This is a genomic window from Streptomyces mutomycini, assembly GCF_001700505.1.
Classification (GTDB): Bacteria; Actinomycetota; Actinomycetes; order Streptomycetales; family Streptomycetaceae; genus Streptomyces; species Streptomyces mutomycini.
This window is the reverse complement of record NZ_MAPV01000062.1, coordinates 1-26,121: the sequence shown is the minus strand read 5'-3', so window position 1 is coordinate 26,121 and position 26,121 is coordinate 1. Positions and strand designations below refer to the sequence as shown.

Here is a 26,121-nt window from a genome sequence, read left to right as displayed (position 1 = left end):
ATCCGGTGGCCATGAGGGGACGTGACCGCCCCCCGGAGGCGGTCCGGCGCACCGCCCCTCGATGTCAGGTCGACCAGACGACCCGGCCGTTGTGCACGATGACCACCTTGGAGTCGGCCCGGAAGACCAGCTGGGCGCCGGCGTAGTCGTGGGTCTTGGAGGCCCAGATCGGGCGGTCGTCGCCGTTGTGGATGACGAGGTTGCCGTCGGGCTGGAAGATCGCCCGGTGGTTGGGGCCGAAGGTCATGGCCGCCCAGATCGGCTTGCCGTGCTCGTTGAGGACCACGAGGTTGCCGTCGGTCTGCATGACCATCTTGATGCGGTTGGTCGTCCAGGCCTGGTTGACCTCCAGGACGCTGGGCGCGGAGACGGTCACCGTGCTCCAGCTGGGCTTCGGGGCCGGCTTGGGCTTCGGCTTGGCCGTGGCCTTCTTCGTGGACGGGCTGGGCGTCGGCTTCGGAGCGGGGGCGACGGGCGGGGGCACGACTGCCTTGGGGGTCTCCACCGCCTTCGGCTTCTCCTTGCTCGGGGAGGCGCTGGGCTTCCCGGCCACGTAGTCCCCGAGACTCGCGGGGGCGGAGCCCGGGTTGAGTACGGTGTCGGCCCCCTCCGCTGCCGGCCTCATGGCAGAGGTGTCGTGTTCCTTGTCGTTCGCGCTTCCGACCAGCAGCAGGGGTATGGCGATCAAGGCTGCGCCCAGGAAGGCGGCTCCCGCCAGGACCGGGGTGCGGGGACGTCCGGCGTTGACTCCGGTGGCGGTACTGGTGCCCGGCGCCGTCGCGGCTGCCGCCGCCACGCCGATGCCCTCCTCGGGTGCCTCGGCGGTCGTCGTCGCAGCCGCGGGCGGGGCGGCTGCGGTGTCTCCGGCAGGGCGCTCTCCGGCAGGGGCGTCTCCGGCAGGGGCGGTGCCGGACTCCGCCTCGGGCTTGGCCGCGGAGGCCACCGGCGTCTCCTCGGCCGGCGCAGGTGACGGGGGCTGGGACCCGGCCTCCTTCACGTCGGGGGCGGCGGCCGCCGTCGTGTTCGCGTCGGGGGCTGGGTGCTGGGAGGGCATGCGATTACTCCTTCACGGTGGCGGAGCTGTCGGTGGGCAGCGGTGGGGCCGGATGAACACCTGCGAGCCCTGCAGGCGTTGGCGGATCTCGCACCGAGGGGGTCGGGTCGCCCCGGTCCTCGCCGTCGAATTCCGGGTGCCCCGGCGCGGTGGCGGCCGCTGGTCCGACGCCTTTCCGAGCTGTGAGGTACTGCCGTGCGGCCCCGGTCCGGACGTCCGGACCGTGAGGCGCTGCACGCCGAAGAGGCCGATGGCGTACACAACGTAGCCCGTCGTGGGGGCAAGGGCCGCTCCCTCCCTCGGACACTCCCTTCACTTTGTCCTCCTGTGCCTCACTGCTCCCGGAAAGTTCTCCATTCGGACAGTAAACGGGCACATCAGCGATCCAAACGGACCCCCTCCGAACTCCCATGGACAGAAGTCGTATGACATCCTGTTGGCTCCCCGATCTGATCAATGTCGGCGTGCGCGCATGGCGTTTCAGCACCCGAGAATTCGTACAGACCCAAGAGTTCAGGTGGAGATGCGGCCCGGAGAGCGACAAGAGGGCGCGAACGGCGCCCCGTTGGTCATGCCCGAAGCCTCGGATCCGCTCGCCGAACCCGAGGCGCCCGTCACCGGTGACACCGTCGCCTCCTACATCCCCGAGGTACCCGAGGCCGTGAAGGCCGCAGCCCGCAGGGCGCCGGGGCACTGGGTCGGGGTGGTGGACCCGGAGTGGACCGAGGAACGGACGCCGGCCGAGTGGGCGGTGCTGGGGGAGTGGCAGTCGGACGAGAGCGGGAGCGTGGGGGAGTACCGCGCCAATCCGGCGTACCGGCCCTCGGCGCGCATGCTCGGCTGGCCGGACCCCACCGACCCGGTGGACGCTGCGGCGCAGCGGGCCGCCACCGGCTACGGCTCGGTGGAAGCGGCACTCGCGGCGCTCGCGGAGGCGGACGTCACCGTGGTCCGCGGACCGGACGGCGGGCCGCTCACGGCCGCCGGGCTGGACGGGGCGCCGGTGGTCCTGTTGTTCACCTCGCCCGCACACGAGTTCATGTCGGCGGCACTTCACCATGACACCCTGCCGGTACGGGAACTGGCCCGCTCACTGGAGGGTGCCGGCACCATGCTGATGGTCAACGCAGGCGCCGCGGCCCCGCTGCTCGTCCCGGCGGACGGCCTTCCCGGCCCGGCGGGCGACGCATGGGCGTCCGCGGCGGAGTACGGCCCCGGCGCCGGTACCGCGGGTCCTGCCGGGGCCACGTCGGCGGCCCCGGCCGCGGTCCGGACCGACAGCTCACCCGAACACAGGCCCCACACCACCGGGAGGACCCCGTGACGAGTTCGTCCCAGCAACCCCCCGCCTCCTCGAAGGCGCGCGTCGAGTCCACATCCGGGGGCGAGGAGCCGGCTGCGAGCACCGCACCCGGCACCACGACCGCGCCCGGGAGTGCCACGGCACCCGCCACCCCCGCCGAGCCCGGATCCGAGCCCGCAGAGGTGAGGACGGGGACGGCCGCAGGAAAGGCCGGCACACAGGCCCCGGAGGCCGCGGAGGAATCCGGAGCGGCCGGGAAGACACCCGAGGCCGGGAAGGAACCCGCAGAGGGCGGGACTGCCGGGCCCCAGGCCGGTCCGGGCGCCCGGACCGAACCCGAGGCCGACCCCGGCGCCGCCGCCGCCGCGCAGAGCCGGCTTCCCGCGCTCGTACGGACCATGACCGCGACCGCGATCGGCAGGCCGGAGCACGAGGCCGGGCCGGTGGGCAGGCCCGGCAAGGCGGTACTGGCCGGGGCGGCGGTCGCCGGGGCACTGCTCGTGTCGGTGCCGTTCCTGATACTCGTCGGGAACGACGACAAGGGCCCCGAGCAGCCGTCGGTGGCCGCGGCAGGGACCGTGCTCGACGGGAGTGGGCAGGAGGCGCCGGGTGATTTCGCGGTGACCCCGGCCGAGACATCCGGTTCCCCGGCTGCCGAAAAGAAGAAGAAGAACACCGAAGCGCCGGCGCCCGAGAAGCCGGTGCAGAAGGCCCCGGCGCCGGACAAGTCGAAGGACGTGCCGAAGAAGGCCGCCGAACCGGAGGACCGGCCGAAGAAGGAGAGCGAGGAGCAGAAGCCCGACGGCGCCAGGAAGCAGCCGGCGAAGGCCGCTCCGGCCGTCACCCTCAGCGGCCCCGTCTCCTTCCGCAGTCATCTCTCTGGCCGTTGCATCGACGTACCGGGCCACGACTTCAGCGACGGCAAGGCACTGCACGTGTGGGACTGCAACGGCGCCCCCGCGCAGAAGTGGCAGTTCGCCTCCGACGGCACCATCCGCATCCAGGGCAAGTGCCTGGACGTGGCCAACGCGAACTTCAGCGACGGCACCCCCATCCAGATCGCCTGGTGCAACGGCAACGCCGCCCAGAAGTTCGCTCTGAACGGCGCCCACGATCTGGTCAACACCGTCGTCGGCATGTGCGTCGACATCGCGGGCGCCAACCGGAACAGCGGGGCATCGCTGCAGTTGCTGCACTGCTCTGGCAACGCCGCCCAGAAGTGGAGCACCTGACCGCAACGCCCCGACGCCGGGAGCGCCGCTCCCAAAACCCCTCGCGCCCCCGGGGACGAGGCATGATGACATCGTCGGCTCGCCGACACGCGCCCCCGGCGAACGGGGGCGTCCGTTTGCAGACGCCGTCGTAGCAAGGAGGTTGGTGCGTGTCGCGCCAGGTACTGTCGGTCGGCCCCGCGGACCGCTATTCGACGATCGGTGAGGCACTCGCCGCAGCCCGCACGGGGGCGCTCATCAGCGTCCGGCCCGGGACGTACGCCGAGAACCTGGTGATCCACACCAGGGTCACCCTCACCGCCGCCGAAGGCCGCGGCACGGTGGAGATCCGGCCGCGCACGGGCAGCGTGGTCGCGCTGCGTGCCGACGCCGTGATGCTCTCGGAGCTGACCCTGCGGGGTGGCGACGCCGAGCTCCCGGCCGTGGACGTACGGCGCGGGCAGGCCGCGTTCGACGGCTGCGAGGTCATCGGCGCCGCATGGACCGCGATGCTCGCCGGCGGGACGGGTTCCCTCGCACTGCGGGACTGCCGGGTGAGCAACCCGCAGGGCGCGGGCATCGTGGTGACCTCCACGACGCCCACCACCGTGGAGTCCTGCACGCTCGAACACCTGGGCACCAGCGGCCTGGTCCTCGCCGAGCAGGGCGAGGCGCGCATGCGTGACTGCACGGTGCGCGACGCCCGCGGCAACGGCCTGCTCGCCAACGGCGAGACCCGCGGCAGCGTCGAGGACTGCGACATCTCCTCCACCGACAAGCCCTCCATCGCCCTGGAAGGGAACTGCGCCGTCTCGGTGGTCCGCACCGTGGTGCACGACACCAGCACGGGCGTGCACCTGAGCAGTTCGGGCCGTACGACGCTGGAGGACGTCCGCGTCACCGGCGCCTCCGGGAACGGGATCGCACTGGCCGGGGGCACCGACCCGGTGCTGCGCCGCTGCCGTGTCTCGCGCGCCCGCGGCCACGGCGTCCTGGTCACCGACCGGGCGCGCGGCACCTTCGAGGACTGCTGGGTGGACGGCGCGCAGGGTGCGGCGCTGCGGGTCGCCGGGGCCGCCTCCCCGGCGCTGACCGGCCTGACCATCCGTGACTGCGACGGGGCCGGGCTGCTCCTGGAGGAGGACTCGGCGGCGGAACTGGACCGCCTGGAGGTGATCGGCGGCTCGCCCGCGGTCGCGATCCTCGCCGGTGCCAACCCGCTGCTGCGCCGGGCCCGGCTGGTGGAGCCGAACGGCGACGGCATCGCCGCCGGCAGGGACGCCAGGGGCCGCGTCGAGGACTGCGAGATCGTGCGGCCGAAGGGCGCGGGTGTACGCGTGGCCTCCGGCAGCACCCTCTACGTGGCCGGTGGCGGTGTCTCCGACACGGCCACCAGCGGTCTGATCGTGGAGGACGGCGGCAACGTCACCGTCCGCGACTTCCGCGTCGAGATATCCGGCGAGGAGGGTGTGGTGGTCGCCGCGGGCGGCGAACTGACGGCCAACCGCACTGCCGTGCACGCCCCCAAGGGTCACGGCTACCTGATCCGTGAGGGCGCGCTCGCCTCGCTCAGCGGATGCGAGGCCACCGGTGGTGCGCAGGACGGCTTCCGGGTGGAGTCCACCGCGCCGGTCTCGCTCGTCAACTGCCACGCCCGGGAGAACGAGGGCGCCGGCCTGGTGCAGACCGCGCCCGGCGAACGGCTCGCCGTGGACGGCCTGAACAGCGTGGGCAACGGCAAGCGGGACGCCTGGGGCACCGGCAGCGCCGAGAACACCGACCCGGCCGGCTCCGGCGCCGCGGACGCGCCCCCGCCGGACCGCGCGGACGGCCCGCTCGGCGCCCTCAACGCGCTGATCGGCCTGGAGAACGTCAAGCAGCAGGTGCGTACCCTGGTCAACCTGACCCAGCTCGCCCAGCGCCGCGAACAGCTCGGCATGTCCGCGCCGCCGATGAGCAGACATCTGATCTTCGCCGGCCCGCCCGGCACCGGCAAGACCACCGTCGCCCGCCTCTTCGGCGCGATCCTGGCCGAGCTGGGCTCCCTGCGCAGCGGGCACCTGGTGGAGGTCTCGCGCGCCGACCTGGTCGCCCAGGTCGTCGGCGGCACCGCGATCAAGACCACCGAGACCTTCCAACGGGCACTCGGTGGCGTGCTGTTCGTCGACGAGGCGTACACCCTCACCTCCGACAGCGGCAACGGCGGAGCCGACTTCGGCCGTGAGGCCGTGGACACGCTGCTGAAGCTGATGGAGGACCACCGTGACGACGTGGTGGTGGTCGCGGCCGGCTACTCCCGCGAGATGGACTCCTTCCTCGCCTCCAACCCGGGCCTCGCCTCCCGCTTCTCGCGGACCGTAGAGTTCGAGAACTACTCCGTGCCCGACCTGGTCGCGATCATGGAGAGCATGTGCACCCAGCACCAGTACGAGCTGGGCGAGGGCACCGCGGAGGCTCTGGCCGCACACTTCGGCGCGATGCCACGGGACGCCGGCTTCGGCAACGGCCGCGCGGCGCGCGGGGTGTTCGAGGAGATGGTGGACAGACAGGCGGTCCGGCTCTCCGCGCAGCCCCAGGTCAGTGAGCGCGATCTCCGGCTGCTGCTGCCGGACGACGTCTCCGCCACCGCAGCGGCGGCGGCCACCGACACCGCCGCACCGGCCGACGACCCGCTGACCCGCCTCGGCGACATGATCGGCCTGGCCGGGGTGAAGCGCGAGGTCGCGGACCTCGTCAACCTCATCACCACGGCCCGCCACCGTGCGGCGGCCGGGCTGCCGGTCCCCTCGCTCAGCAACCACCTGGTCTTCACGGGCCCGCCCGGTACCGGCAAGACCACCGTGGCCCGCCTCTACGGGGAGGTCCTCACCCAGCTCGGGGTCCTCGACCGGGGCCAGTTGGTCGAGGCGGCCCGCGCCGACCTGGTCGGCCGCTACATCGGGCACACCGCACAGCTCACCCGCGAGGTCTTCGAACGGGCCCGCGGCGGCGTCCTGTTCATCGACGAGGCGTACACCCTCACCCCGCGCGGCGGCGGCGCCGACTTCGGCCAGGAGGCGGTGGACACGCTGCTGAAGCTGATGGAGGACCACCGCGACGAGGTGGTCGTGATCGTCGCCGGCTACACCGACGAGATGGAGCGCTTCCTCGGCTCCAACCCGGGCCTCTCCTCACGCTTCCCGCGCCGGATCGCCTTCGCCGACTACTCCTCGGAGGAACTGGTCACCATCGTGCGCGCGCAGGCCGCGAACATGGGGTACGAGTGCGGACCCGGCACCGGCCCGCTGCTCAAGGAGTACTTCGACGCGATGCCGAGGGACCGCTCCTTCGGCAACGCCCGGCTGGCCCGTCAGGTGGTCGAATCGATGGTCACCCGCCAGGCGGGACGGCTCAGCGCGGTGCCCGCGCCCACCCTGGACGACCTGCGCGTCCTCCTCCCCGCCGACGTCACGGCCGCGGCACCGAAGGTGGCACCCCGATGAGGACGCCCGCCCTCGGGGCCGCCCGGCTGCTGTCCGGTGCGGGCCTCGCCGCCGCACTGATGCTGCCCACGGCCGTCCCGGCCCAGGCGGCGCCCCCCTCGCGGGCCCCCGCGGCCGACGGGAAGAAGGGCCAGGAACTGCCCGGCATGCCCTCCGCCCTCGACCCCGAGGCCGCCGAGGTGATCTGTACGCCCGCCTCGCGTGAGAAGGCGAAGAAGCAGGACTGGTCGCGCCAGCGCCTCGACCTGGACCGGCTGCACCGGCACAGCACCGGAGAGGGCGTCACCGTCGCGCTGATCGGCACCGGCGTCGATCCGGACGCGGCCGGGCTCGGCGGCCGGGTCACCGCCCCGGGCACGGCCGGTGACGACTGCGTCGGGCACGGTACGTTCCTGGCCGGGCTGATCGCCGGGACCGGCGGCAACAGCCCACGTCTGGCCGGGGTCGCCCCGGCCGCGCGGATCCTGGCCCTGCGCGGCACCGACCGGCGCGGGCAGGCGGACACGGCCCTGGTCGTGAACGCGCTGCGCGAGGCGACCGAGGCCCAGGCCGAAGTGATCGCCGTCGCGGTGGCCCTGCCCCGCAAGGACCCGGCGCTGAGCGGTGCGGTGGCCGAGGCGCGCCGCGCGGGCGCCGTCGTGGTCGCCGCGGCGGCCCCGGACCCGCCGTCCCGGGGCGGAACCGACGAGGTGCCGTCCCGCACCTACTGGCCGGCCGGTGAACCCGGCGTCCTCTCCGTCGCCGACATGCTTCCCGGCGGCGCACGCCCGGACGGCTCGCTGCCCACCGACGGCATCGACCTGGCCGCCCCCGGCGCCGGGGTGGTCTCCGGCGGCCCGCGCGGCGACGGCCACTACCTCGGCGGCGGCGTCCCGGTGGCCACCGCCTACGCCGCGGGGGCCGCCGCGGCCGTCCGCGCCGCCCACCCCGACGACTCGCCCGACGACGTCGTCCGCCGGCTGACAACCACCGCCTACCCCGCCGACATCCCCCAGCTGGACGCCTACGCCGCCGTCACCACGGTCCTCGGCGATCCCGCCGCGGCGGGCGGACCCGAGCGTGCCGCGGAACCCGTGACCGTCCGCGACACCTCCGCCGCCGAGCGCGCCACCGGCCGGGCCACCCTCTTCGTCCTTCTCGGCTCCGCCGGCGTCCTCGCCGTCCTGTGGGCGGGCTTCGCCCTCTCCCGGGCGCGCGCCCGGGGGTGGCGTCCGGCGGGTACGGCCGGAACAGCGAACCAATGAGCTGACGTGGTGACGACGACACCCTCCTGAGGAGTACCTCAGGAGGGTGTCGTCGTAGTCGTCCTCTCAGTCCTGCTGCACCGGGCTCTCCTCCACCAGCGCCGTCTGTATCAACCGCGGCCGGCGGCGGGCGATGTGCAGGGCACGCCCCGGCGGAAGGTTGAGCGGCTTTGCGTCGCCGAAGAGGCGGCCCTCCGTGGGCGGGCAGGAGAGCAGCACGGCGGGATTGTTGGCCTCGTCGAGACGGCGGACGAGCCCGTCGCTGAGGCCGCGGCCGGCCCCCATGGCACTGCGGGCGACGACCAGGTGCAGACCCATCTCGAAGCCGAGGGTCAGACTCTCGAAGAGCGGCTCGAACGGACTCTGGAAGGAGTTGCCGGAGACCATGTCGTAGTCGTCGACCAGGATGAACAGACGCGGGCCGGTCCACCAGTCGCACCGGCGCATGCGGGCAGGGGCGATGTCGGCGCCCGGCACACGGTTCTTCATCGCGCGGGCCGCGCCCTCGATGGTCTCCTTCAGGTTGTCCAGGGAGATCACGTGCCCGATGCGGTACTCCTCCGGGATGGCGCCCACCAGGGTGCGGCGGTAGTCCACCGCGATGATCTTCGCCTCTTCCGGGGTGTAGCGGGCGGTGATGTTCCTGGTGATGCCGCGCAGCAGGTTGGTCTTGCCGCTCTCGGTGTCGCCGACCACGATCAGGTGCGGCGTACGGCTGAAGTCGTGCCAGACCGGTTCCAGGGCGTCCTGGTCGATGCCGAGCGGGATACGCATCCCGCCGCCCTCGGTGGGCTCGGGCGCGGGCAGTTCGGAGACCGGCAGCCGGTGCGGCAGCATCCGGACCTGCGGGGCGGATGCGCCCGTCCAGTGCCGGGATATCTCCGCGACCAGGTGCGTGACGCCGTCGCCGAGGTCGTCGAGGGAGCCACTGCCGTCCAGCCGCGGCAGGCCGGCGAGGAAGTGCATCTTGCTGTCCGCGGTGATGCCGCGGCCACCGCTGCGCGGCACCGCCCGGGCCTTGCGGGTGTCGATCTCGGAGTCCATCGGGTCACCCATCCGCAGTTCGAGGCGGGTGGCCGCCTGGTCACGGACCTGGGCGGACAGCTCCACCCAGCGCGTGGTGGTGATGATCAGGTGGATTCCGTAGTTGAGCCCCCGGGCCGCGAGTTCGTTGAACTTCGGGATCAGGTCGTCGTAGTCCTGACGGACCGTGGACCAGCCGTCGACCACCATGAACACGTCGCCGAAGGGCTCGTCGGGGAACTCCCCGGCGGCCCGGCGGCGGCGGTAGGACTGCATGGAGTCGAGGGTGTGGTCCACGAAGAACTGCTCGCGGCGGGCGAGCAGCGTCATCACCTCGGCGACGGCCCGGTGCACCCGCTCCGGGTTGAGCCGTGCCGCGACCCCGCCGACGTGCGGAAGGGCGGCGAGCTGGGAGAGGCCGCCGCCGCCGAAGTCGAGGCAGTAGAACTGGATCTCCGCCGGGGTGTGGGTGAGGGCGAGGGCGGCGATCAGCGTCCGGGCGAGTGTGGACTTGCCGCTCTGCGAACCACCCGCGACGGCGACGTGACCGCCGGCCCCGGAGAGGTCCACGACCAGCGGGTCGCGGCGCTGCTCGAAGGGCTTGTCCACGAGGCCGACCGGGACCCGCAGCCTGCCGGTGCCGGGCCACCCGGCGGCGGTGAGACCGCGCTCCGGATCGGGGGCGATACCGGGCAGCAGGACGTCCAGCGGAGAAGGTTCGTCCAGCGGCGGCAGCCACACCCGGTGGGCGGCGGGGCCGGAGCCGCGCAGCCGGTCGAGGGCCACGTCGAGCAGGGCCTCCTCCTCACCGGCCTCCTCGGTCTCCGGCTCCGGCTCGGTAGCGGGGTCCAAGGTGCGCGGCACCACCCAGCCGCTGGTCCACGGCACCACCTGGCTGGCCACCCGGGCCTGGACCACCGCGCCGGTACGGCGCCGGTACGTGCCGGAGGAGTAGGCGGCGCGGAACCGGGTCAGGGACTCCACGCCGGACTTCAGGTAGCCGCTGCCGGGCTGCGCCGGCAGCTCGTAGGCGTCCGGGACACCGAGCACGCCGCGGCTCTCCATGGCGGAGAAGGTCCGCAGGCCGATGCGGTACGAAAGATGGCTCTCGAGCTGGTGCATCCGGCCCTCGTCCAGCCGCTGCGAGGCGAGCAGCAGGTGCACCCCGAGGGAGCGGCCGAGGCGGCCGATCATCACGAACAGGTCCATGAACTCCCGGTGCGCGGAGAGTAGCTCGCTGAACTCGTCGACCACCACGAAGAGGCTGGGCAGCGGGGTGAGGTCCGTGCCCCCGGCGCGGGCGCGCTCGTACTCCAGGGCGGAGGTGTAGTTGCCGGCCGAGCGCAGCAGCTCCTGGCGGCGGATGAGTTCACCGTGCAGGGCGTCCTGCATACGCTCGACCAGGGCGACTTCGTCGGCGAGGTTGGTGATGACGGCGGAGGTGTGCGGGAGTTCCTCCAGGCCGAGGAAGGTCGCGCCGCCCTTGAAGTCGACCAGGATGAAGTTGAGGGTCTCGGAGGAGTTGGTCAGGGCGAGACCCAGGACGAGGGTGCGCAGGAGCTCGCTCTTGCCGGAGCCGGTGGCACCGATGAGCATGCCGTGCGGGCCCATCCCGCCCTGCGCGGACTCCTTGATGTCGAGGTCCACCGGGCGGCCGTCCACACCGACCGCGATCGGCACCCGCAGCCGGGTGGAGCCGGTGTGCCGGTTGAACAGGGTGTGCGGGTCGTGCCGGTGCAGGTCCGGGATGCCGAGCAGCGTGGTCAGCTCGACGTCGGTGTCCATCGGCTGCGCGATGTCGGTGCCCAGGCTCATCCGGCGGGGGGTGAGCAGCCGGGCCAGTGACTCCGCGCCGAGGAGGCCGAGCCGGTCGGGCCGGCCGAGCGGCACGGAGCGCTCCTTGCGGCTGCGGTCGGTGCGCACCAGGTTCACCTGGTCGGTGCCGACTGTCAGCCTCAGGGTGTTGCGGCCGGGGCGCCAGCGCAGCGCCCCCGATATGTCGAGGGCCAGGGCGTTGCGGTAGCCGTGCCCTTCCCACCGGTGGCCCTCGGGCACGGTGACGCCGTCCAGGACGACGATCGTGTAGGGCTCGTCGCGGCCGGGGCGCGCTTCAGGGTCGAAGCCGGGGCGTTCGGCGAACTCGGCGCCGAGCAGGTCGTCGAGCTCGGTGAGGTCGGCGGTGATCCTGCGTGCCTGGCCCGCACCGTCCTCCTCGTACGGATCCAGCGTGTGGGGGAGCCACTTGGCCCACTCCCAGTCGGGCCGCCGCTCGTCGCTGACGCAGAGGGCGATCCACAGCTCCTCCGGCGCGTGGAACACCGCGAGCTGCCCGAGCACGGCGCGCACCAGGGCGCGCACCGCTTCGGTGCCGGGGTCCTCGCCGCCGCTCTCCCCGGGCGGCGGGACGACCGGTTCGGCGGCGTCCTGATCCGGTGTCTCCTCGGGACGCAGCAGGATCCGGGCCGAGGAACGCAGATAGAGGCCGAGGGGCTGTCCGGGGATGGTGGAGTAGGCGCGGACGAAGCGGCGCAGGGCGTGCGCGCAGAGGGGTTCGAGGTCCTCGACCGGGCGGGTGGAGACGGGGTTCAGGGTGAGGGCGAGCTGCTGCTCGCCGACCGCGAGCCGGACCTCCCCGAAGTCCTCGTCGGCCGGGCGGCGTTCCCACAGCCGCGAGGTACGGGCCAGTGAGCGGAGCGAAGCGGGCTCCGGGTGGCGCCAGGCAAGCGCCCGCTGCTGCTCCGCGATGGTGGTGCGGACCCGCTTGCGGATCTGCGCCAGGTAGCGCAGGTAGTCGCGGCGTTCCCCCTTCAGGCGCTGCTTGCGCTCGCTGGAGCGGCGCATCAGCTGCCCGAGCAGCATGGCACCGGCGGAGAGCGCCATGACGCCCATCGCCAGATACATGAAGACGCCGTTCCCACCGCCGGGACGCAGGAACATCAGCATCATCGACACGGACATCAGCGCCATCGGCAGATAGGTCCATATCGCCGAGGTGTCGGGCACCGTCTCGGCGAGGACCGGCGGCTCCTGGAGGGTCAATTGCCCTTCGGGCATCTCCGGCCCGCGCCGGCGGGCCGGGCGGCGAAACAGCACGACACTCAAGGGAAGAGAACCTCCGGTTCACTGACTTCCGGTCCACGCCGCAATTCCGGCGCACCCGGTGGTGGAAAAGGCCGCACCGCGCCGATTCTCCGGGTGCCGCGTGACACGCGGTGAACGCCGAATGAATGTTTCGAGCGGATGGCGGGGGGCGGTCAATTTCCTTGCTGGCCAACCACATACCGGATATATGGACTCCGGTCCGCAGCACGACCCGGTGGTCGTAGGCAGTAGTGTGCATTCACGGAACGCGACCTGTCCACGCGGGAGGGGTCGTTGCCGGGCCCGCGGACGCAAATTCCGCGCCCGGCCCCCCGGTTCGCGGCCGGACGGACCTTCCGTACTCTTCGCACATCCCCCCTCGCGGGGGAAGTCCTCCTGTCAGAGCCTTCCGGAAGACGAGAGTTCAGCTGATGACCGACAGCGCGGTGGCCGAATCGTGCCGCCTGACCGTACGTGCACCGAGCGTCAGTATCGATCTGGCGGTGCCCGCCGACGTGCCGGTCGCCGATCTGCTGCCCACACTTCTGCGTTACGTCGGCGAGGAGGCCGAGGAGGCCGGACTCGACCACGCCGGCTGGGTACTCCAGCGACTGGGTGACGCCCCGCTCGACGAGGAGACCACCCTGGCCCGGGCCGGGCTGGCCGACGGTGCCGTGCTCTACCTGCGCCCGCACACCGAGGCACTGCCCGAGGCACGCCTCGACGACCTGGTGGACGGGATAGCCGAGACCGTGGGCAGACGCCTGTACACCTGGTCACCCGCGGCGGCCCGCGGGCTGCTGGTGGGCACCGCGGTGGCGACCGTGGTGGCCGCCCTCGTGCTCGTGTTCTGGCCTGGGGTGACGACCAGCTCCGGGGCCTCCCGGGCGGCCTGTGCGGCCGTGGTCGGGCTGCTCCTGCTCGCGGGTGCGGGCTCCGCCAGCCGAGCGGTCGGCGACCGCCTCTCCGCGACCGCGCTCGGCCTGCTGGTCGCACCGTGTCTGGCGGTGGTCGGCTGGGTGCTGCCCGGCGGCGACCTGACCGGCCCCGACGCGGGGCAGGTCGCGGGTGCCCGGCTGCTGGCGGCGGGCGCCGCGGGTGCGGGCGGCGCGGTCCTCGCGCTCGCCGCCACCGCGGTCGGCGCCCCGGCCCTGCTGGCCACCGCGATGGTCTCGGTGGCCGCCGCGATCGCCGGGGCCCTGATGGGGTACTCCGGCCTGGGCGTGCCGGCCGCCGTGGCGCTGGTGTCCACGGTGGTGACGCTCGCCGCCGGGGCGGTGGCGCCGTTCGCCTTCAAGCTGGCCGGGATGCGGATGCCGGCGCTGCCGTCGACCGCCGGCCAGCTCCAGGAGGGCATCGACCCCTACGCGGGCGACGAGGTCGCCGAACGCACCGAACTGGCCGGGCGCTGGGTCACCGCGCTCTTCGCCGCCACCGGCACCGTCGCCTCCGCCGCCCTCGTCGTCCTCGCCGAGAACGCGGACCTGCCCGAGGTGCTGACCGGGCTCGCGCTGAGCCTCCTGCTGCTCCTGCACTGCAGGGGCCTGGTGCACATCGGCCAGCGGCTCACCCTCGCGGTGCCCGGCGTCCTGGGGCTGCTGCTGATGGCCCGGGCCTGGGCCGTGGACAGCGACGCGGACGGTCGCGTGGTGGTTTTCGGGGTGCTGCTCGCCGCGGCGGCCGCACTGGTGACCGCCTCCTGGACGGTGCCCGGCCGCCGGGTGCTGCCGTACTGGGGCCGGGCGGCGGAGCTGGCGCACACCGGCCTCGCCGTCGCGCTGCTGCCGCTCACCCTGTGGGTGGTGGGCCTCTTCGGCTGGCTGCGCGGCCTGTTCGGCTGAGCACAGCCGTACGCCGGGTCCATGGAGAACGAGTTGAGGAGAGGCTGTGCAGTCCAAGCGCGACCAGGTACAGGCCCACGGATTCATGATGGGCAGGCTCAGCTCGGGCCTGCTGACGGCCGACCCCGACGCCCCGGAGAGCCCGCTCGGACGCACCACCCGAGGTGTGGTCTTCGGCGTGCTGGTGACCGTCCTGATCGGCGCGGGCGCCACCGTGTACGGGCTCCTGCGCCCCGGCGGCAACGACGGCTGGCGTGACGCGAGGAACCTGGTGGTCAACAGGGACACCGGTGCCCGGTACCTGTGGACCGGTACCGACGGCGTGCTGCACCCGGTACGCAACTACGCCTCGGCGCGCCTGATCGGCGGCTCCGACCTTCCCACCGTGGACGTCGCCACCGCCTCGCTGCAGGACATCCCGGTGGGGTCCCCGGCCGGTATCCCCGGAGCGCCGGACACCCTGCCTGCGTCCGGCCAGCTCGACGAGGGTGCCTGGCACATGTGCGTCACGGGACCGGACGGTGCGGTGGCCAGCACCTCCGGTGCGGTGACGGGCACGGGGGTCGAGAAGCCGGGGGCCACCACCCTGGTCACCGGGGCGCCCCTGGACTCCCGCGGCGTCGGCGCCGACCGCGGGGTGCTCGTCAGCGGCCCGGACCGCACCGAGTACCTGGTGTGGCGGGGCAGCAGGCTGCCGCTGGACCGCACCTCCGACGCCCGTAACGCCCTCGGGTACGGCTCCGAGCAGCCCATGCCCGTCTCGGCGGCCTTCCTCGACGCCCTGGCCCCCGGCCCCGCTCTGAAGCCGCCCGCGGTCCCGGGGCGCGGCAAGGAGGGCCCGGTGCTCGGTGGTGAAGCCAGCCGGATCGGCCAGCTGTTCAAGGTCGGCGTGCCCGGCGCGGGCAGCACGTACCACCTGCTGCGCGAGGACGGCCTGATGCCACTGACCCGGCTCGGCGCCGCGCTGGTGCTGGGCGACCCGGCCACCCAGAAGGACGCCTACCAGGGGAAGTCGCCCGAGGTGCGTGCGGTCGGCGCGGACGCGCTGCGCGAGCACCGGGCAGAGGACTCGGGCGCCGCAGGGTCCGCGGAGCTGCCGGAGACCCCGCCGGTCCCGCAGTCGGCGCAGCGCGGCACCGCGCTCTGCGCGCAGGTGGACGGCGACAACGGTGGCGCGCGGATCAAGTCCGTGCTGGTGCCCCTGACCGAGCTCGCCCCGGTCGCCGTGTCGGAGGGAACCGCCCAGCCGCTGAAGGCGGCCTGTGTCAGGACGGACGCCACGGTGGTGCGTCCCGGGCACGGAGCCCTCGTCCGCGCCCTGCACGCGAGCGGTGCCGCGCACGCCGGCACCACCTACCTGGTGGCGGAGAACGGCGTGAAGTACCGGGTTTCGGCCAAGGACTCCCTGGCGGCGCTCGGCTACGCGGAGGGAGACATCAGCTCGGTCCCCGCACCCCTGCTGGCAGCCCTCCCGACCGGCGCCGACCTGGACCCGGCAGCCGCGTCCGGTGCCGCGCAGACCAAGGTCACAGCGCCGCGGTGCGGTGGCGGCGAACCGGAGGAACAGGGCGGCGAGAGGGCCGAGGAGAGCGAAGCGGAGCGGGTGGACCAGGCTGCCGCGGAGGGTGCGTCCGGGGCGGCCGGCTCCACGTCCTGAACACCCCGGCAACCAGCTCCTGCGGCGTCGAAGAATGAGACGGGGTGGGCAGTTGTGACTTTATGCTGTGTTCCCGTCGCTCTGAGGTGGATTGGCCGCGCATCGAGCGCGGCGGGAAAGCTCAGAATTTGCTCAAACTTTTTCGATCGCCGCGCTCTCGGAGGCCCGGTCCGGAGCCCCGCCCGCTTCACCGGAAACGGGCGGCTCCGATGACCGTTCACGGCGTGGGCGCGCCCGTTTCCTGACCGCATGATTCGGAACGGGGCGTTGACGGCCCGTCGCTCCGGTCGGCCGGGCAACTCTGGTTCATTTTGCGGAAACATTTCGACAACTCCATTGCCGTGCAAGGATTCCGGCGAGCTGACCTATGCTCAAATCTTGCCTGCATCCGTTGCGCCGGGTGGTGGATTCTCTTTAGCCTCAGCGGGCAACGGTGCGAGGAGACTCGCCTGAACGAAGGGAGCGTGACATGGCGGACGGTTCCGGCAGGAAAGCGGAATATGCCAAGGGCTTGGGAGGTGTCTCCTCCCTGGAGTCGGCCCGGGCCGCGGTCGAGAAGATCCAGAACAACGTGGCCGAGGTCGCGGCGCGTTCGGGCGTCGGCGGTGACGAGGGCCAGGCTCTGCTGAAGCTCTTCCGCAGCTGGAACTCGGAGGCGCAGAAGGTCGTCGTCCAGATCAGCAAGATGATCGACGCGCTCCAGGAGAACGTGACCTCGGCCAACCGCCTGGCGAAGGAGAACCAGGACCTGACCGAGGTGCTCAACAGCAAGACCAGCCAGGGTGTCTTCGAAGCGCTGCGCTGACCCACCCCCCTGCGGCACCCGGCCCCCTTCGGGGAGCCGGCACCCGTGAGCTTCCCGGGCCTTGGCGCCCGGACACCCGAGAGGAGATGTCATGGCCGACGGCATCATCGATGTGCAGTACTCCACGGTCCGGAACGCGATTGAGGAGCTGAAGGGCCAGACCCAGCAGATCATCACGACCCTCAACAACCTGGAGGACGAGCTGAAGCCGCTCGTGCTGTCCTGGGAGGGTGAGGACCAGCAGATGTACCGCGGAGTCCAGGCGGAGTGGGACCAGGCCACCAAGAACATGGCCCTGCTCCTGGGCGACAGCGGTGACCTGGTCCAGAGCATCCACGACAACCACTCCCGTGACGAGCGCAGGAGCGCCGACAACTGGGGCAATGTGCGGGCTCGCTGAGGTCCGCCGTGCGGGTCGTGCCGGGGCGTTCCCCGGCGCGATCCGCACGGCAGGTCCCCCGGGCCGGCCGGACTCCTCTTCGTCCGGCCGGCCCGCGTTCCGTCCGGTACCGAACGGCAGGAGGACGTCCCATGGCCGGTGAGAAGGCCGACGTCAAGCATTTCGACCTCAAGCAGATGGAGAACTTCCGGGACAACGAGGTGCAGCCTGTGTACACCAAGGCGAAGAAGCACCGGGAGGACGGCGAGGCGCCCAACATCCGGCCGCTCGGTGACCTCATCGACGGGCACACCAGCCCGGACAACCTCGTACAGGGCCAGCAGCTTCTGCGTATCGGCAAGATGGCCACCGAGGCCCTGGTCTCGGGCCCCAAGCTGATCGAAGGTGTCCGGACGGCGGCCGAGGCCATCGACAAGCTGCTCGGCGACCAGATGGAGCTCTTCAAGGAGCTGCAGGAAGCGCTCACCGACACCATCGAAGAGGCCAACAAGACCAAGAACAAGAACCTGGACGCGATCGACGCCCAGACGCTGCTGCAGACCTTCGACGAGGTCGACACGCTCACCAGCGGGTCCTCGGAGACGAACGAGACCTGATCCCGTGCCGTGCGAGGCATCGGCGCCCGCCCGGCACACGCTGTGAGAGAGACCCGGCTGCACGTCCACACGACGGGGCGGCGCGCCGGCGCGGACGACAACAGACCAGAAAGGGTCCCCGGTGCCCGATAGGTACGATCCCACATCCGTCGGCAACGTCGACAAGTACGAGGACGTCGGTGGAGCATCGTCCGACACCTGGGCCGGCCTGGTCACCCACATCACCGGCTATCCGGTACCCGACCGCGCCACCATCTTCGACAAGCTCCGCTCCGACCACGGCGGCAAGCTCTTCCGGATGGACATCAAGGAGCGCAGCCTCGGCCTGCTCGTCAAGGACTCCGGCTTCCTGCAGAACAAGGGCGAGGACTACGACATATGGTTCTTCGACAGCGGCAAGAAGCGCTCCATCATGCAGGCCCGCATCGTCTTCGAGGGGCGGGTGAAGGCCGGTGAGGAGATCATCTTCGCCGGGACCGACTCCGACGACGTGAACAACGTCCAGGTCCGTGAGGGAAACGAGTTCACGGACTACAACAAGGACAAGATGAGCACCATCCCGCTCGCCCAGTACATGAACGGGCCGCGGGCGGCGCTTCTCGAACTGCTGACGGGCGACACGAAGAACGCCCGGTTCAGCAACCTCGGTGTGGCCGACGAAGCCGTGGTGGACCTGAACTCCTTCAACCGCACGGGGGAGTCCTTCGACTTCGCGGCCAAGTTCTTCAAGGACCAGGCGCCGCTGCTCAAGGACTGGGAGGACCGCTTCGGCCGGGAGGACGCCAGCTGGAAGGGCGAGGCCGCGGAGGTCTTCCGCAGCCTGCTGAAGAAGGTCCGCGAGAACTACGACAGCTACGTCGAGACCTTCAACTCCTCGCCCGGCACGGGGGACGAGGCCGGAACGGGTAACACGCTCTACTCGCGGGCGCTGTCGCTGGGACGCTCGTACCTGGTGGACGCCGCCAACACGCTGTTGGCGGCGTGGCTGAAGTGGGCGAAGTCCCCCTACTACGACCCGCACCGGGTGCTGCGCTACGTCCTGGACGACCTCGCCCAGTGGGTGGACACCGAGAACGTGGCCAAGACGGAGATCAAGTCCTACACCAGCCGTTACTCGACGACCGTCAGCCACAGTCCGAAGGCCGGGTTCTCCCAGGTGCACCCCGACTACGGGGACCTCACCGACATCGCCAACTGGGCCAAGGTCGGTGACAAGGCGGTCGAGATCTGGAACAAGGGCGTCGACGATCTGCTGATCACCCCCGCCCGTCAGGTGCAGTCGACTCTGAACAACCATTTCCTCGACCTGGGCAAGGACTTCGCCGAGAGCGTGCCCAAGCCCAAGTCGACCAGCACGGCCTCCGAGGAGTACGAGAAGAAGAAGCTCGAGGAGGAGAAGGAGGAGATCAAGAAGGAGAACGAGGAGAACAAGAAGTACCAGGACGAGCTGCGCGAGGAGCAGAGGCTTCAGCGCGAGGAGGACAAGAAGTACCAGGACGAGCTGCGCGAGGAGCAGAGGCTTCAGCGCGAAGAGGACAAGAAGCTCCAGGACGAGCTGCGGAACGAGCAGAACCAGCAGCGCGAGGAGGACAAGAAGTACCAGGACGAGCTGCGCGAGGAACAGAAGCGCGAACAGGAGGAGGCCAAGAGGCTCCAGGACGACCTGCGGAACGAGCAGAACCAGCAGCGCGAGGAGGACAAGAAGTACCAGGACGAGCTGCGCGAGGAACAGAAGCGCGAACAGGAGGAGGCCAAGCGGGAGGCCGAGGAGCAGCAGAAGATCGTGGAGGAGAGCCTCGGCGGCCTCAACGATCCGAACGCGGTCAACACGCAGAACCTCGACGAGTTGTTCAACGTGCCGGTCACCGAGAGCAACGGTGATCTCGGCAACCTGAACAATCCGGGTGGTCCCGACGACCTCAACAACACGATCACCGAGGAGCTCGGCAACCTCGGCGACGTGAACAACCCCGGTGGCGACAACCAGACGCCTCTGGGTGTCACGCCGCCCGTGTCCCAGAACCTCGGCAGTCTCGGCAACCTCAACAACGGCCCGGGCGGGACGAAGAACGCCACCGACGCGGCCAACGAGGCGATCAGCCAGAACCTGGGCAACCTCGGCGATCTGAACAGTGGTGCCGGCGGCTCCCTGGACACGCCGACCGGGGGCAGCACCCAGCTCAACGACGCCGGACTGACAACGGACTTCCCGGACGGCAGCACCACGCAGTTCGACCCGGACAGCGGTGTGCTGACCACCACGCACCCGGACGGCAGTGTCACCACGCAGAATCTGGGCGACGGCGCACGGGTGACCAACCCGGACGGGTCGGTGACCGCGCTCGGTGACGACGGCAAGCTGACCACCACGTTCCCGGACGGAACCGAGCAGGTCGTGGACCCGGCGACCGGGCAGGCCGTCTCCACCGCCCCCGACGGCACCGTCACGACCGAGAACCTCGGTAGCCTCGGCAACCTGAACGGTGGGAACGGCGGCCTCGGAGATCTCGGAGACATCAACTCCTCGCTGCCCACCGACTCGATCGGCGACCTGGGCAACCTCGGCGACCTGAACAGCGGTAACGGCGGTTCCCTGGAGACGCCGACCGGCGGCAGCACTCAGCTCGGTGACAGTGGACTGACAACGGACTTCCCGGATGGCAGCAGTTCGAAGTTCGACCCGGACAGCGGTGTGCTGACCACCACGCATCCAGACGGCAGTGTCACCACGCAGGACCTGGGCGACCTCGGGCAGGTGACCAATCCGGACGGGTCGGTGACCTCGCTGGGTGACGACGGCAAGCTGACCACCACGTTCCCCGACGGGACCGAGCAGGTCGTTGATCCGGCGACCGGGCAGGCCGTCTCCACCGCCCCCGACGGCACTGTCACGACCGAGAACCTCGGCAACCTCGGCAATCTGAACAGTGGGAACGGCGGCCTGGGAGACCTGGGTGGCCTGGGGAACCTGGACGGCCTGGAGACCCCGACGGGCGGGCAGACCGGGCTCGTCGACGGCGACTTCGCCACGATGTTCGCGGACGGTGGCTCGGCGCGCTTCGATCCGGAGAGCGGGATGCTCACCAGCACCGGCCCGGACGGCGCCACCGTGGAGACCGACCTCACCCACGGGGCGAGGGTGAACAACCCCGACGGCTCCACGACCTTTCTGGACGACGGCCAGCTGACCACCACCTTCCCGGACGGCAGCAAGCAGGTCATCAACCCGGACACCGGCGTCGCCACGGTCACCGATGCCCAGGGCAGGACCGAGACGGTGGACCTGAAGGACCTCAACTCGTCCATTCCCACCAACAGTTCGGGCATCTTCGACGAGCTGGGCGGACTCGGTGACCTTGGTGGCGGTGGCGGTGGCGGCGGTGGCGGCACCACCAGCCGGGACGTACCACTCTCCGAACTGGGGCTCAGCGGTGGCCAGGTGACCGCCGGTGCGTCAGGCGGCGGCATCCCGGGAGCCTCTGTGGACGGCATCGGGACGGGCCAGGTCGCGCCCCTCTCCGACAGTGTCACCGCCGGCGCGGGAACCCCACTCACCGCCGCCGGGGGCGCCGGAGGAGCCCCCGGTGCCCCCGGCACGCCCGGCACGCCCGGCATGCCGATGGGCGGAGGCATGGGCGGCATGGGCGCCGGCGGAGAGAAGGGCAACGGCGAGCGGGTGCGTTCCGTCCTGGTCGACGCGGCCGAGGAGAGCGAGCGCCGCACCCGCCGCCGGCGCAGCCCGTGGAACCGGCAGGAGGACACCGACACCTTCCTGGCCCCGGCCTCCCGCGTGACGACCACCGGCGGAGACACCCCCGCGGAGGAGACGGAGCAGGGCCGCAGGCCCACCACGTCCGCCGACTACCTGGAGGAGGACTCGGACGTGTGGGGCACCGAGGAGGGCGGCACCCCGGCCGTCATCGGCCGGTGAACACCGCACGGGGGCGGCGGATGTCGCACGCGGACGGTGCGCACCCTGCCCCAGCTACCGCCAAAGGGCCTTCACCAGGCATGATCAGTAGAGCAGTTGGGCTCCGGGTACCGGAGCCGGACGCACGGAGAGACCGACGGAGAAAGGGGGAGCGGGCATGACGGAACCGCTGGAGAAGCGCCTGGAGAAGGCCATGGCCGAGCTGCAGGCGGCCCAGGAGGCGGTCGCACGCACCGAGCGCGAGCTGCGGACGGCTTCGTTCGCGGCGCTCTCCTCCGACCGTGCGGTCCGTGCCACAGCGGGCCCGCAGGGTGAGCTGACCGGGATCGACTTCCTGGAGAACAAGTACCGCGACATGTCCCCGCAGGAGCTGGCCGCCAGCGTCCTGGAGGCGGCGGGCGCGGCGCGCCTGAAGATGAACCGGCATGTGATGAAGGCGATGGCGCCCTTCGCCGAACCCAGCAGCAACGTGCCGGAGCTGAAGGGCTTCGAGATGGACTGGGAGCGCATCTTCGGCCCCGAAGTGCTGCGCGAGGACCCCGAGGACTCGGCACGCGCCGGTCAGGCCGCTCCCGCATGGCGGGACGCGATCGGCGAAGAGGGAGAGGACTGACGATGGGACAGCGGTACTACGTAGACCCGCATCGCATCGAGGCCCTGGCGAAGCAGCTGGAGGAGATCGGCACCCTGACCAGGAGCATGACCGAGGAGTTCCTCGACGAGCTGGCACCCACGGTGAGCTGGCCGGGCACCGAGGGCGAGTTCGCGGAGAAGGCCAAGCCGCAGGAACAGAAGGAACGGCAGACCACCAAGGACACCATGCTGTCCATCCGCGACGCGCTGGTGGGCATCACCGACGCCACGCTCGGCAATGTCCGGATGATGAAGGACACCCGCGACCGCAACATCGAGAACGTCGAGCAGGGCACCAACCGCATCAACACCGATGGACTCGACGGCCCGGGCGGGCATGGGCGCCGCTGACCTCCGCGCCGCAGGCCGCTCCCACGCCATAACGGGAGCGGCCGCTCCGTCCTGCCCGCGCGGGCTCCAGGACGGCCCCCGATGAGCATCCAGGTGTCGCCCGAGGTCAACGCGATGATCTTCATCCTCACCGGGGAGAGGCTCATGGACGCCGACGAGGATCTCGCCTTCGAGAGCCGTCGGCCCTACTCCGGCCTCGGCCGGAAGCTGGACAGGCTGTCCTCGCTGATCGACAAGTCGGTCCACGACATCGGCGAATCCATGCCGGACGACCTCGCCAAGTCGTACAGCAAGGCGATGGGCATGCTCATCGACGACGGCGGCAAGAACTACCTGCGTGACTTCGCCGAGCAGCTCGACAAGATCGCCGAAGGCCGGCGCAAGACCTCCATGGACATCATGGAGTCCAAGTGGCAGGTCATCGCCGAGATCATCCGGCTGCTCATCGAGATCGCCATCTACCTGGCGATGTCCTTCTTCACCGGTGGCGCCTCGGCCAGCCAGATCATGCTGGCCAAGATGCGCAGCCGGTTCTTCATCCTCACCACGCTCAGCCACCTGCTCCAGCGGCTGCATCTGGCGCCCTCGCTGACCGAGGCGTTCGCCGAGGCGTTCACCACCTTCGCGGTGCGGCTGGCGATGATGAACTTCGCCCCGGACGGCCGTCGTCCCGACGGCATCGACTGGAGCGACATCGGCAAGGCAGCCGCGTTCGGCGCCGCGGCGGGCTTCCTCACCAGCGTCTTCGACCAGTTCGCGCGGAGCATCGTCAGGAGCTTCGACAACAACTTCCTCAAGAACGCCCCGGACCTCGATTTCAAGAACAACCCCAACCTGAAGAACAACCCGAACCTCGACCTCACGAACAACCGCCCGAACCCGACCCCGAACCCCGACCGCGACAGCGTCGTCAACGACCGCCCCGGCCCCAACCCGTCCGGGAGCGGCCCCAACCCCCCGAACAGGCCGCCGGTCACCTTCCGGGACAATCCGCTCTCCTTCCGGAACAACACCGAGCTGTGGCGGAACAACGAGCTCCTGCGCTACAACGCCGACCGGCCGGGTGCGCTGGCCGGGCACTACGGGCTGAAGGGGGTGACCGACTTCCTCGCCGCAGGTTCCGGCGAGGCGATAGCGGAGATCCTGATCAAGGGTGCGTTCGACGGCGACTGGTCCACCAGCTGGTCCACCTTCGTCGGCGCGGGCATCAGCAGTCAGGTCGAGGCGACGCTCAGCGACACCGCCGTGAACAGTGCCGCCGAGCTGCGCCACGCCATCGACAAGCTGCGCAACCCGCCGCCCACCGTGTCGGGCGGCACCACGGACTCCGACGACGGTTCCTCGCGCTCGGGCGGCGGCCCGGACCGCACCGACGGTCCCTCGCGTCCGGACACCACGGGCGGCGACGGTCCCACGCTCGCCTCGCCCCCGCCGGTCACGTCGCAGACCACCGGACCGGGGGAGGCCACCGGCAGCCAGTCGCCTCCGCCGTACGTCTCCGAGAACCCGCCGCCGTACACGTCCCTGGACCCGCCGCCGTACTCACCGGGCTCGCTGCCCGCGACAGCCACCGAGAACGCGCTGTGGCAGCAGGTGCACCAGGGCCCTGCCGAGGTCCGCGAGCAGGCGCTGCGTGACCTCGCCGCCCTGCGCGGCGCCCAGCCGCCCGGCAGTGCCGAGATCGGTGTCCGCGACAGCCTGCACAGCAACTTGTCGCAGCTGCCCGAGGTCAGGGTTGTGCCTGCCGGGGGCAGCTCCGCCAACCAGGTCGACACGGACGAGGTCCGCCGTGCCCTGGACGGCTTCGGCACTCAGGTCACGGTCGACGCCCCGATCACGGTGGGCGCCGTCCCCGGCACGGTGGACAGCCCTGGCACGGTGGGCGAACCCAATCCGGTGAACAGTCCCGGCACGGTCGGCAGCCCTGGCGCGGCGGACGGCCCGGGTGCGGTGAACAGTCCCGGCACCTCCGGCAACAGCCCCACCACGACCTCGGGAAACCCCGCCGCACGTCCCACCGGGGACAATGCCGACCTCGTGGTGGACCACGGCCTGGACGCGCCGTCGGACGATGTGGCGGACGGGCCGGGTGCCGCGCTCGGGGCGTCGTCCCCGGAGAACGTCGCCGTGGACGTTCCGGCGGAATCTGCTGTGACGTCGCCGTCTCCGGAGAACAACGTCCAGGGTGCTCCGGAGAGCAACGTCCAGGGTGCTTCGGAGAGCAACGTCCAGGGCGCTCCGGTGAACCATGCACAGGGGTCTGCCGAGAGCGACGTCCAGGGTGCTCCCGAGAGCAACACGCAAGGGTCTTCCAGGAGCGACGTCCAGGGTGTCCCGGAGAGCAACCTCCAGACGTCTCCCGGGGAAGCGGCGGGCCGGAACGACGCCACGGCCACCGTGCCGGAGGGCCAGGGGAACCCCACTCCCGTCGCCACGGGCGGCAGCCCCGCGACCTCCTCCGCTCCCGGAGCGGGCAGTGGCGCCCGGCCGGGTGGCGTGCCCACGGCGGGAGGTGCCCCGGCTTCCTCCGCCGCGTCCCCGCAGGGCACCCGCGCCCCGGACGGCGCAGTCCCGGTGGACGGCTCGCCGACCGCGACGGACGACTCCCCGCAGACCACTCCCACGCCGGAGGCCGTCGACCCGGACAGGACCGACGTCACGCCGGACTCCGGCGGGAGCGTCCCTACCTCCGTCGGCGACAGCAGCACGGGCGACGCCACCACCGCTCCGTCTGCCGACCCCGCGACCAACACCGCTCCCGGCCCGGCCTTGGGCACCGACACCGACACCGGCACCGCCCCGCCGAAGGTGGGCACCGTCGGCTCGTTCGCAGACACCGGCGACGTACGGGATGTCAGCGGCACCACCGACGTGAAGTCCGACCCCACGCGCGCCGGAAACCCCGACTCCACCCCGGCACCACCCCTGACGATCGTGGTGTCGCAGGTGCCGCCGCCGGGGGAGGGGTCGCAGGAGGCGGCCGAACTGCTGGACGGAGCCGGGACCGACCGGGCCGTGGTGCTCGGGCCGGTGGTCGCGCCCGACGGGACGGGACGCCCCGTACGCGCCGCGGTCGAGCTGACCCGCGAGGGGCCGGGCGCCCCTGTCCAGGTCCGCACGCTCACCGGCCCGACGCCCGCCTCGACGGCTGACGGCACCGCGGACACCGCGTTCCCCGGCGCGGACGTGCTGCTGCCGCTCGCCGACGCCCTCGGCCCGATGCCCCGCCCCGCCACCGAGAGCACCACGGACACCGACGGGGTACCGGCCGTCACCTCCACCGCCACGCCCCCGACGGCGGGCACCGCGGAGAAGGCAACCCCCGTACACGGCAACCCGGTCGTCCCGGACTCCACCACCGCCACGACGCCCGCCCCCGACAAGCTCGCCACCCTGTCGCGGCCGTGGAGCGAGCCGGCCACCGACGTGTACCTGGAGCCGGGCGGCAGTGACGGCACCGGCGGGCGGGCTCCCGGCCCCGGCACAGGACACGGCACGGGGACCGGCGG

15 protein-coding genes are annotated in these 26,121 nt (G+C 71.6%); 13 read left to right on the top strand and 2 right to left on the bottom strand.

The annotated features are described in order from the left end of the window. Positions 1-64: 64 nt before the first annotated feature. Entirely contained in the window at positions 65-1,054 is a 990-nt protein-coding gene (locus tag BFF76_RS10260) for a mannose-binding protein (RefSeq protein ID WP_053931107.1), read from the bottom strand. A gap of 523 nt (positions 1,055-1,577) precedes the next feature. Between BFF76_RS10260 and BFF76_RS10255 the strand changes: the two genes are divergently transcribed. The 4 genes from BFF76_RS10255 to BFF76_RS10240 all read left to right on the top strand — a co-directional run bounded on the left by BFF76_RS10255 (position 1,578) and on the right by BFF76_RS10240 (position 8,294). Beyond that, positions 1,578-2,378, top strand: a complete 801-nt coding sequence (locus BFF76_RS10255) for a type VII secretion system-associated protein (RefSeq protein ID WP_065848057.1) — start codon at positions 1,578-1,580, stop codon at positions 2,376-2,378. Beyond that, positions 2,375-3,589, top strand: a complete 1,215-nt coding sequence (locus tag BFF76_RS10250) for a ricin-type beta-trefoil lectin domain protein (protein WP_031098272.1) — start codon at positions 2,375-2,377, stop codon at positions 3,587-3,589. Before BFF76_RS10255 ends, BFF76_RS10250 begins: the two co-directional genes overlap by 4 nt. Before the next feature lie 149 nt (positions 3,590-3,738). Then, entirely contained in the window at positions 3,739-7,050 is a 3,312-nt protein-coding gene (locus BFF76_RS10245; protein WP_065848049.1) for a right-handed parallel beta-helix repeat-containing protein, read from the top strand. Then, a complete protein-coding gene (locus BFF76_RS10240; RefSeq protein WP_053931109.1) occupies positions 7,047-8,294 on the top strand; it encodes a S8 family serine peptidase in 1,248 nt (415 codons plus the stop codon). The genes BFF76_RS10245 and BFF76_RS10240 overlap by 4 nt, the downstream gene beginning before the upstream one ends. A gap of 66 nt (positions 8,295-8,360) precedes the next feature. On the opposite strand, the gene eccCa is transcribed toward BFF76_RS10240, so the two are convergent. Next, positions 8,361-12,371: a type VII secretion protein EccCa gene (gene eccCa / locus BFF76_RS10235; RefSeq protein WP_053931110.1), complete on the bottom strand. Its 4,011-nt coding sequence runs from the start codon at positions 12,369-12,371 to the stop codon at positions 8,361-8,363. Positions 12,372-12,829: 458 nt separating this feature from the next. On the opposite strand from eccCa, the gene eccD reads away from it, so the two are divergent. The 9 genes from eccD to BFF76_RS10190 form a co-directional block, all read left to right on the top strand. Beyond that, on the top strand, positions 12,830-14,239 hold the full coding sequence (gene eccD, locus BFF76_RS10230) for a type VII secretion integral membrane protein EccD (protein WP_031098262.1): 1,410 nt from the start codon (positions 12,830-12,832) through the stop codon (positions 14,237-14,239). Positions 14,240-14,285: 46 nt separating this feature from the next. Continuing rightward, complete coding sequence (gene eccB / locus BFF76_RS10225; RefSeq protein WP_065848048.1) at positions 14,286-15,896, top strand: type VII secretion protein EccB; 1,611 nt, start codon at positions 14,286-14,288, stop codon at positions 15,894-15,896. A 469-nt stretch (positions 15,897-16,365) separates the two neighbouring features. Beyond that, the gene (locus BFF76_RS10220) at positions 16,366-16,701 is read left to right on the top strand and encodes a hypothetical protein (protein ID WP_031098256.1); all 336 of its coding nucleotides are present in this window, start codon (positions 16,366-16,368) and stop codon (positions 16,699-16,701) included. 91 nt (positions 16,702-16,792) lie between these two features. Beyond that, positions 16,793-17,101, top strand: a complete 309-nt coding sequence (locus BFF76_RS10215; protein WP_031098253.1) for a WXG100 family type VII secretion target — start codon at positions 16,793-16,795, stop codon at positions 17,099-17,101. Positions 17,102-17,232: 131 nt separating this feature from the next. Then, a complete protein-coding gene (locus BFF76_RS10210; RefSeq protein ID WP_031098251.1) occupies positions 17,233-17,697 on the top strand; it encodes a type VII secretion system-associated protein in 465 nt (154 codons plus the stop codon). A 121-nt stretch (positions 17,698-17,818) separates the two neighbouring features. Continuing rightward, a complete protein-coding gene (locus tag BFF76_RS10205) occupies positions 17,819-21,628 on the top strand; it encodes an AAWKG family protein (protein ID WP_065848047.1) in 3,810 nt (1,269 codons plus the stop codon). Between the two features lie 157 nt (positions 21,629-21,785). Then, the gene (locus BFF76_RS10200) at positions 21,786-22,241 is read left to right on the top strand and encodes a YbaB/EbfC family nucleoid-associated protein (protein WP_065848046.1); all 456 of its coding nucleotides are present in this window, start codon (positions 21,786-21,788) and stop codon (positions 22,239-22,241) included. A 2-nt stretch (positions 22,242-22,243) separates the two neighbouring features. After that, positions 22,244-22,612, top strand: a complete 369-nt coding sequence (locus BFF76_RS10195; protein WP_031098241.1) for a hypothetical protein — start codon at positions 22,244-22,246, stop codon at positions 22,610-22,612. Positions 22,613-22,693: 81 nt separating this feature from the next. Then, a partial coding sequence (locus BFF76_RS10190; RefSeq protein WP_478077015.1) for a WXG100-like domain-containing protein occupies positions 22,694-26,121 on the top strand: 3,428 nt, incomplete at its 3' end.